Here is a 6,667-nt window from a genome sequence, read left to right as displayed (position 1 = left end):
TTAACATTTTACACCTGTCACATATACGTTCGATTATGTGACATTCTGATTTTGGTGCTGATGTCTGTCAACAATAGATTGGTGGAACCTATCAACAGAGTAACCGGCTACGCCGGGTCCCGGCGCCACTCACCATCAGTATTCTGTTTACCACCTGCTGGCGCCTCCATGCCGCTTCGCGCCATTCAGTGGACTGGCTGCGCACTGCTCGCCAGTTCAAAATGTATGTGATATAAACGATTATGTTTATAAACACTTCTGTGGATATCGTTATGCTGCTGACCGACTACATTGACAGCGTGTACGGAACAGCGCGCGGAAACCGGGCGCGTTTTCTGAAGGACAACCCGGATATCCTTCCCCAGGAGCTGAGCCGCTGGCTTAAGGCAGGCCTGAAAATCAGGCCAGAGACCGGCGAAATCTACAAGCCCGTATCACGGCGCGTCAGGATACCGTCGGCGTTTGCCGCCGGGGCGGGCGTCTTTCTCTCTGATGACCTGCGTGAACGTGTCGCGTCACTGGCCACCGCGCAGAACGTGACAACTGGAGAGCCAGGAAAGGGGGATTAGTGGCGGATCTGTGCCAGGTCGTCTTCAGTCAGACCGGTCATGCCCATCACTGTATTGCGGTCGATGCCACTTTGCAGCATCGTGCGGGCTATTTTCAGGGTCGCTTCGCGCTCACCTTTCTCAATGCCGCGCTGTTCGCCAAGCTGGATGCCCTCCATGCGTCCTTCCTGGCGCCCTTCTTCACGGGCCTTCTGTTCCAGTCGTTGTGCAATAGTCATTAATATCTCCTCGTGTTGCGGTGACCGGCGGGCCAGTTCCTGCAGGAATGCCTCGGGTCTGGCCGTGTCTCCCGTCTGCAGCATCCAGTTCATCAAAGTGACCAGCTGCTCATCGGTAGTGTAACCCGCAATCAGCAGGGTGACCAGATGTTCGGTCAGCTCAGCCAGGTCGCGGGTTTGTGCGTGCTTGAGCATCAGTTCCAGCAGGGCAATCCGGCGGTGCTTCATTATTTCATCGTCATCGATGGCGCCAACATCGATGAGGGGAAAATCACCGGTATACAGTTTTCGCGCTGTTTCCGGGCTGGCAAACAGCTCCGTCCAGTTCAGCGTGTGGGGCCAGGGGCTGCCACGACCGTGGGAAAACAGCAGCGGAATAACCACGGCAGCTGTTCATGACCGGCGTCCAGGTGTTTCTGCATGGCGGCAATGGAGTACCGCATGAGTCTAAACGCCATATGCCTGTCCGGGCTGCTCTGGTGCTCAATGAGAGTATAAATGTATCCCTCACCCTCGGCGGTTTTCAGGGAATAAAGCACGTCGGCAAAATAGGTCCGCAGGTTTTCCTCAATAAAGGAGCCTGACTCCAGCTGCAGGGTGGTCAGGTCGCACAACTGCAGCAGCTCTGCGGGCAGATGCAGGGCCAGAAAATCCCGGGCGGTATCGGTGTGGGTCAGGAAGGTTTTGAACAGCCCGTCATGGGGAACCGGTGACTTTCCGCCCTTTCCTTTTCTGCCTGACATTCCGCGTCTCCGTTTGTTTAAGTGTGCTCATCCGGCAGTATTATACCGGAGCAGTGGTCCTGGTACCTTCTGTTTTACCGGGGGCCGTTCCGGGACGGTACGGGCCCCTACTCTTTAGCATTGTTGCAGACACGGATAACTGTCATTTTTGATACGCCAGCCAGGCGGGCAGTTTCACGCAGTGATTTTCCGTGAGTCAGGCGCAGCGTACGTATCAGCTCATGTTTTTGCGCATCGGCTACCCTGCCCCGGTATTTTCCTTCGGCTTTCGCCTTACTGATACCTTCCGCCTGGCGTCTCCGCCGGTCCTCGTAGTCTTTTCTGGCAATGGCGGCCAACATATCCAGCAGCATGCCGTTGACGGCCTTCAGCATGCTGCGGGTGAAATCATCGCCGACGACGCTGGCCAGAGCCAGATGACTGGTGGGCAGGTCCAGACTGACGATGGCCAGCTGCTTATCGGTGATTTGCTTTCGCAGTATTTCCCACCCCGCGTCGTCCAGACGGGAGAGTCGGTCTACCTGCTCAATCAGGATGGCATCCCCCGGCTCTGCATCATCCAGCAAGCGTAACAGTTCCGGACGGGTCATCGTGGTACCAGAGGCATTGTCCACGTACCATCCGGCGATGCGTTGGCCATGCTGACGGGCGAATTGTTTCAGTGCATTTTTTGCGCGGGATGCATCCTGTCCAGAAGTGGATGCACGCAGGTAGCCAAAAATGAGCATTTTCACCTTTCTGGTTACGTTTAAGTGGTCTCTTTATTGATGGTATCATTAATATGGTCACAATGATACGGATTGACCTACTATAGATAGGTGAACCTGAGGTATACCCAAATGTTGCATGCTGACGCGCCCTACGGGCTTGTCCAACCCCTCGCCTGCTCAAAACGAGTTTTGAACAGACTTACGGTTTGCGCTGTGGGTCAACAAAATGATTGTGGACGTAGTGCCCTCTTCTCCATTTAATCTTCGGTGCCTCCTGTGAGAGCAAAATCAAAATATTATGAATTATTTCTTGCAACATGATTCTTTTTGTTCAAAATGACAAAAAACGTCATGAGGTGATAAATGGAAAATATTGAGCAGTTACGGAAAGTCGCCACACGTGCAGGTAAACTTCTAACTTCCTTGAGCGAAAGTATCCGCCAGCAAAAAGAGGAATTGAAGCTTACCGAGTTCTATCAGGAATACAGCAAAGCCGCCCTATATAAGCTGCCTAAGCTCAGCAAAGGGAGTGTTGAGTATGCTGTGGCCGAAATGGAAGCCAGTGGCTACATTTTTAAAAAGAAACCTTCCGGCAATACGATGAAGTACGCGATGACGATTCAGAACGTCATCGATCTGTATTTCCATCGTAAAGTACCCAAGTACAGAGATCGCTTCGATAAAGCCTTCACTATTTTTGTATGTAACCTTAAAGGTGGCGGTTCCAAGACAGTTTCTACCGCTTCATTATCCCATGCTTTTCGGGCTCATCCTCAGCTTCTGTTCGAAGACCTGCGTATTCTGGCCATCGATTTCGATCCGCAGGCATCTCTGACAATGTTCCTGAGCCATGAGAATTCAGTGGGCCTGGTTGAAAATACGGCTGCTCAGGCCATGCTCCAGAACGTGTCTCGTGAAGAATTACTGTCCGATTTCATCGTGCCGTCAATTATCCCGGGCGTTGATGTTATTCCCGCTTCCATTGACGATGCATTCCTTGCTGAAGGCTGGAAGGGATTGTGTGAGGAACATCTGCCAGGGCAAAATATTCATGCAGTGCTTAAAGAGAACATTATCGACAAGCTCCGGTATGACTACGACTTTATCTTCCTTGATAGTGGTCCTCACCTCGATGCGTTCCTGAAAAACTGCATCGGAGCGGCAGACCTGATGTTGACCCCTCTTCCACCGGCAACGGTTGATTTTCATTCATCCCTGAAGTTTGTAGCCAGCCTTCCTGCGCTTATTGATTCGATAGAACAGGACGGACACACCTGCAATCTCATCGGAAATGTCGGTTTTATGTCCAAAATCCTGAACAAGTCTGATCACAAAATTTGCCATAGTCAGGCCAAAGAGGTATTCGGTGCCGATATGCTCGACATGGTTCTGCCGAGGCTGGATGGCTTCGAGCGCTGCGGGGAGACTTTTGACACAGTTATTTCCGCAAATCCAGCAACCTATGATGGAAGCACCGAGGCGCTTAAAAGCGCAAAATCAGCAGCGGAAGACTTTGCGAAGGCCGTATTTGATCGCATTGAGTTCATTCGTACTAACGGAGGTATGTGATGTCGAATGAGAAAAGAAAAACCATTGGCAGACAGTTAAATACCCAGGCATCAATGGTCGAGATGACTGACACCCAAAGAAGTCAGGTATTTACCCTAAAAACCGGCAGGAAGATAACGTTCAGGTTTGCTCGGGTACCTGCATCGGACGTTGAAAGTAAGACATTCGTAAACCAGGAAACCAACGGAAGAGATCAACTTGCTCTGACCAGGGAGTCCCTGAAATCTATCATCCAGACGATTAAGTTTCAGCAGTTCTTCCCCTGTATTGGCATTCAGCAAGGTGAAAGGATTGAGATACTGGATGGTTCAAGACGGCGAGCCTCAGCGATTTATATTCGTACAGGCCTTGATGTAATGGTTACCGATGAACTTTTATCAGCTGATGAAGCTCGCCAGCTGGCTAAAGATATCCAGACAGCTAAAGAGCATAACCTTCGGGAGATCGGCTTAAGATTGATGGCTCTGAAAGAGTCTGGATTCAATCAAAAGGAAATTGCTGAACTGGAGGGGTTATCCCAGGCTAAGGTCACCAGGGCACTGCAGGCAGCAGCAGTACCGCAAGAATTGATTTCTCTGTTCCCGGTTCAGTCTGAGCTGTCGTTTAGTGACTATAAAATTCTGTTAGAGGTTAATGAAAAACTCAGTGAAAAGGGCTTAACGTCTGAAGGGCTCATTCAGTCTGTCTCAGATCAGCATGATGCAATTTTGAGTGACTACGAGCAACCAGAAGACGAACAGAAAGCCAGTATACTGAAATTGATTTCTCAGGCCTCTCAGGCATTGATAGCTCCGCCTCCTAAGGAAAAGTCAGTAATTTCCGCACTCTGGACCTTTGAAGAAAAGGACAAGTTCGCGCGCAAGCGTGTGAAAGGGCGTACGCTGACTTATGAGTTTAGCCGTATGTCAAAAGTGGTTCAGGATGAACTGGACAAAGCTATCAACGAGGTCCTTGATAGAAATTTGAGTCAATAATTTCGCCACGGCGATTTCATATCTAACTTATTGTAATTAAGTTATTTATGTTAAGAATTTCAAGGTGAAATCGCCACAATTTCAAGTCAATTTCGCTGCAGGAATATCTGCCCAGCGTGTCGTATAAGCTGGCGAAAGTAGTTCCCTTTTCATCCGCCACTCGGGGGCAATCCCCCGACCGGCGAACCATATTTTCCCCTTGCCCGAATGGTTAATACCGTCCACGACTTTCATCAGCTGATTGCTGTTGCTTCGGGGCTGAGTATCGTCAAATAGGTTCAGCTGCGAAACCCCGGCAGGAGTGAAATCATTGAGCATGCAACCCGCTTTTGCATATCGATGCCCATTCACCCAGATCCGATCCAGTGCTTTCACTGCTGCGGCTATGATGTCCCTGGTATCCTGCGTGGGAGTCATCAACTTCTCACTGGCCACATTCCCGTAATACGGTTCGTTCACCGTGAATGGTGACGTTTTCACAAATACAGCAATATGCCTGCAGAACTGCCGCTCGCCGCGCAGCTTTTCAGCTGCACGCTCAGCGTACTGACAGACGGCCTGGCGCATAGCTTCATATGTCGTGACACGCTCCCCAAAGGACCTGCTGCAGACAATCTGCTGTTTCGGCGGAGGGGCTTCTTCAAGAGAAATACAGCTTTCTCCGTTGAGTTCCCAGACGGTTCTCTCCAGCACAACGTTGAAATTTTTCCTGATAAATACAGGGTTCGCGCGCGCCAGCTGCAGTGCCGTAGTGATGCCCATCGAATTAAGCGTCTTTGAGATCCTGCGACCTACTCCCCAGATTTCTTCCACCGGCTGCAGTGAGAGCAGTTTCTCCGTTCGCTTCGGATTATGTGACGTCAGGGCAAGCACTCCACCGAACTGTGGCCACTCTTTCGACGCCCATTGCGCGCTTTTAGCCAGCGTTTTTGTCGGCCCCATTCCGACGCCGATTGTCAGCCCGGTACCGGAGCGCACGTGCTCGCGCAGCTGCTGGCCGAAGTCCTCAAAATTAATGCAGCGGTCTATACCGCGAATGTCCAGAAACATCTCGTCGATGCTGTACTGCTCCACGCGTGGCGCCAGCTCCTCGAGATGAGACATAACCCTGTTCGACATAGACGCATAGAGCTCGTAATTGCTCGAGAACGTGATGACTGGCTCCGGGAATTCAGTTGCCTTCAGCTGGAACCAGGGGACGCCCATTTTAATACCCAGCCGTTTCGCTTCGGCACTGCGCGCGATGACGCAACCATCGTTGTTACTGAGAACCACAACAGGCCTGTTACGCAGGTCAGGACGAAACACCTTTTCACAGCTCGCATAGAAAGAATTCACATCAGCGAGCGCAAACATCAGTTAGTACCCCGCGTTTTATGTATGAATGCCATCACCACGCCGAATATCTGCAGTTCCTCCGGGTAGAGGGTAGGGTAGGCGGGATTCATCGGCAGCAGGGCTATTCGGGGTTTAAGCTGCAGGCGTTTAACGGTGAACTCGCCATCTGTTTCCGCGATAACAATATCCCCCTGCATGGGTTTTTCAGCTTTGTCGACAACCATTAAATCACCGGAGTGCAGGCCCATATCTTTCATCGAGTCGCCAATGGCCCGGACAAAATAGGTCGCGTTGGGGCGACGGATACAGTAGGCATTCAGATCCAGTTCGTCTTCTTTATAGTCTGCGGCCGGTGACGGAAAACCTGCCGGACAGCGCTCTGTGAAAAGTGGTGCGGTTGACAGTGCTGGCTCAGATGCGGGAGTGACAAAAAGGATCATGGCATACCTCTTAAAATACCTGTTTTTATATGGGTCTTCCCCGATCATGGTGGGAAGGCTCAGAACGCCATATTCAGCTTTCCGTAGTGGAACATCACCCCCAGTT

Annotated in this window: 6 protein-coding genes and 1 pseudogene; 3 read left to right on the top strand and 4 right to left on the bottom strand. The window is 51.0% G+C overall.

What is annotated here, in order from left to right; translation table 11 throughout:
• The first annotated feature begins 272 nt into the window (after positions 1 to 272).
• Entirely contained in the window at positions 273 to 569 is a 297-nt protein-coding gene (locus tag V3W49_RS22285; RefSeq protein WP_500148141.1) for a hypothetical protein, read from the top strand.
• Here the strand turns inward: V3W49_RS22285 and V3W49_RS22280 are convergent.
• Together V3W49_RS22280 and V3W49_RS22275 are read right to left on the bottom strand one after the other, a co-directional pair.
• A pseudogene (locus V3W49_RS22280) lies at positions 566 to 1,530 on the bottom strand (Rpn family recombination-promoting nuclease/putative transposase). The gene V3W49_RS22285 and the pseudogene V3W49_RS22280 overlap by 4 nt on opposite strands.
• Positions 1,531 to 1,637: 107 nt before the next feature.
• Positions 1,638 to 2,258 carry a recombinase family protein gene (locus V3W49_RS22275; protein WP_500148140.1) on the bottom strand — a complete coding sequence of 207 codons (621 nt, stop codon included), beginning with the start codon at positions 2,256 to 2,258 and terminating at the stop codon, positions 1,638 to 1,640.
• Positions 2,259 to 2,603: 345 nt separating this feature from the next.
• Here V3W49_RS22275 and V3W49_RS22270 point away from each other — a divergent pair, with 345 nt between their 5' ends.
• Positions 2,604 to 3,809, top strand: coding sequence for an AAA family ATPase (locus tag V3W49_RS22270; RefSeq protein ID WP_000427674.1), 1,206 nt, complete (start codon positions 2,604 to 2,606; stop codon positions 3,807 to 3,809).
• Positions 3,809 to 4,783, top strand: a complete 975-nt coding sequence (locus tag V3W49_RS22265) for a ParB family protein (RefSeq protein ID WP_500148138.1) — start codon at positions 3,809 to 3,811, stop codon at positions 4,781 to 4,783. Before V3W49_RS22270 ends, V3W49_RS22265 begins: the two co-directional genes overlap by 1 nt.
• A gap of 81 nt (positions 4,784 to 4,864) precedes the next feature.
• On the opposite strand, the gene V3W49_RS22260 is transcribed toward V3W49_RS22265, so the two are convergent.
• Together V3W49_RS22260 and umuD are read right to left on the bottom strand one after the other, a co-directional pair.
• On the bottom strand, positions 4,865 to 6,139 hold the full coding sequence (locus V3W49_RS22260; RefSeq protein ID WP_500148137.1) for a Y-family DNA polymerase: 1,275 nt from the start codon (positions 6,137 to 6,139) through the stop codon (positions 4,865 to 4,867).
• Positions 6,139 to 6,561 (bottom strand): translesion error-prone DNA polymerase V autoproteolytic subunit, encoded by a 423-nt coding sequence (gene umuD / locus V3W49_RS22255; RefSeq protein WP_500148142.1) that lies wholly within the window; start codon positions 6,559 to 6,561, stop codon positions 6,139 to 6,141. Before umuD ends, V3W49_RS22260 begins: the two co-directional genes overlap by 1 nt.
• Positions 6,562 to 6,667 lie beyond the last annotated feature (106 nt).

Source organism: Rosenbergiella sp. YN46 (genome assembly GCF_036620675.1).
GTDB lineage: Bacteria > Pseudomonadota > Gammaproteobacteria > Enterobacterales > Enterobacteriaceae > Jejubacter.
This window is presented reverse-complemented; position numbering and strand designations above follow the sequence as displayed.

Excerpts from the sequence above, each read along its gene's own strand:
- V3W49_RS22275 (WP_500148140.1), bottom strand. The coding sequence starts at position 2,258 with ATGCTCATTTTTGGCTACCTGCGTGCATCCACTTCTGGACAGGATGCA.
- V3W49_RS22265 (WP_500148138.1), top strand. The coding sequence starts at position 3,809 with ATGTCGAATGAGAAAAGAAAAACCATTGGCAGACAGTTAAATACCCAG.
- umuD (WP_500148142.1), bottom strand. The coding sequence starts at position 6,561 with ATGATCCTTTTTGTCACTCCCGCATCTGAGCCAGCACTGTCAACCGCA.
- V3W49_RS22285 (WP_500148141.1), top strand. The coding sequence starts at position 273 with ATGCTGCTGACCGACTACATTGACAGCGTGTACGGAACAGCGCGCGGA.
- V3W49_RS22260 (WP_500148137.1), bottom strand. The coding sequence starts at position 6,139 with ATGTTTGCGCTCGCTGATGTGAATTCTTTCTATGCGAGCTGTGAAAAG.
- V3W49_RS22270 (WP_000427674.1), top strand. The coding sequence starts at position 2,604 with ATGGAAAATATTGAGCAGTTACGGAAAGTCGCCACACGTGCAGGTAAA.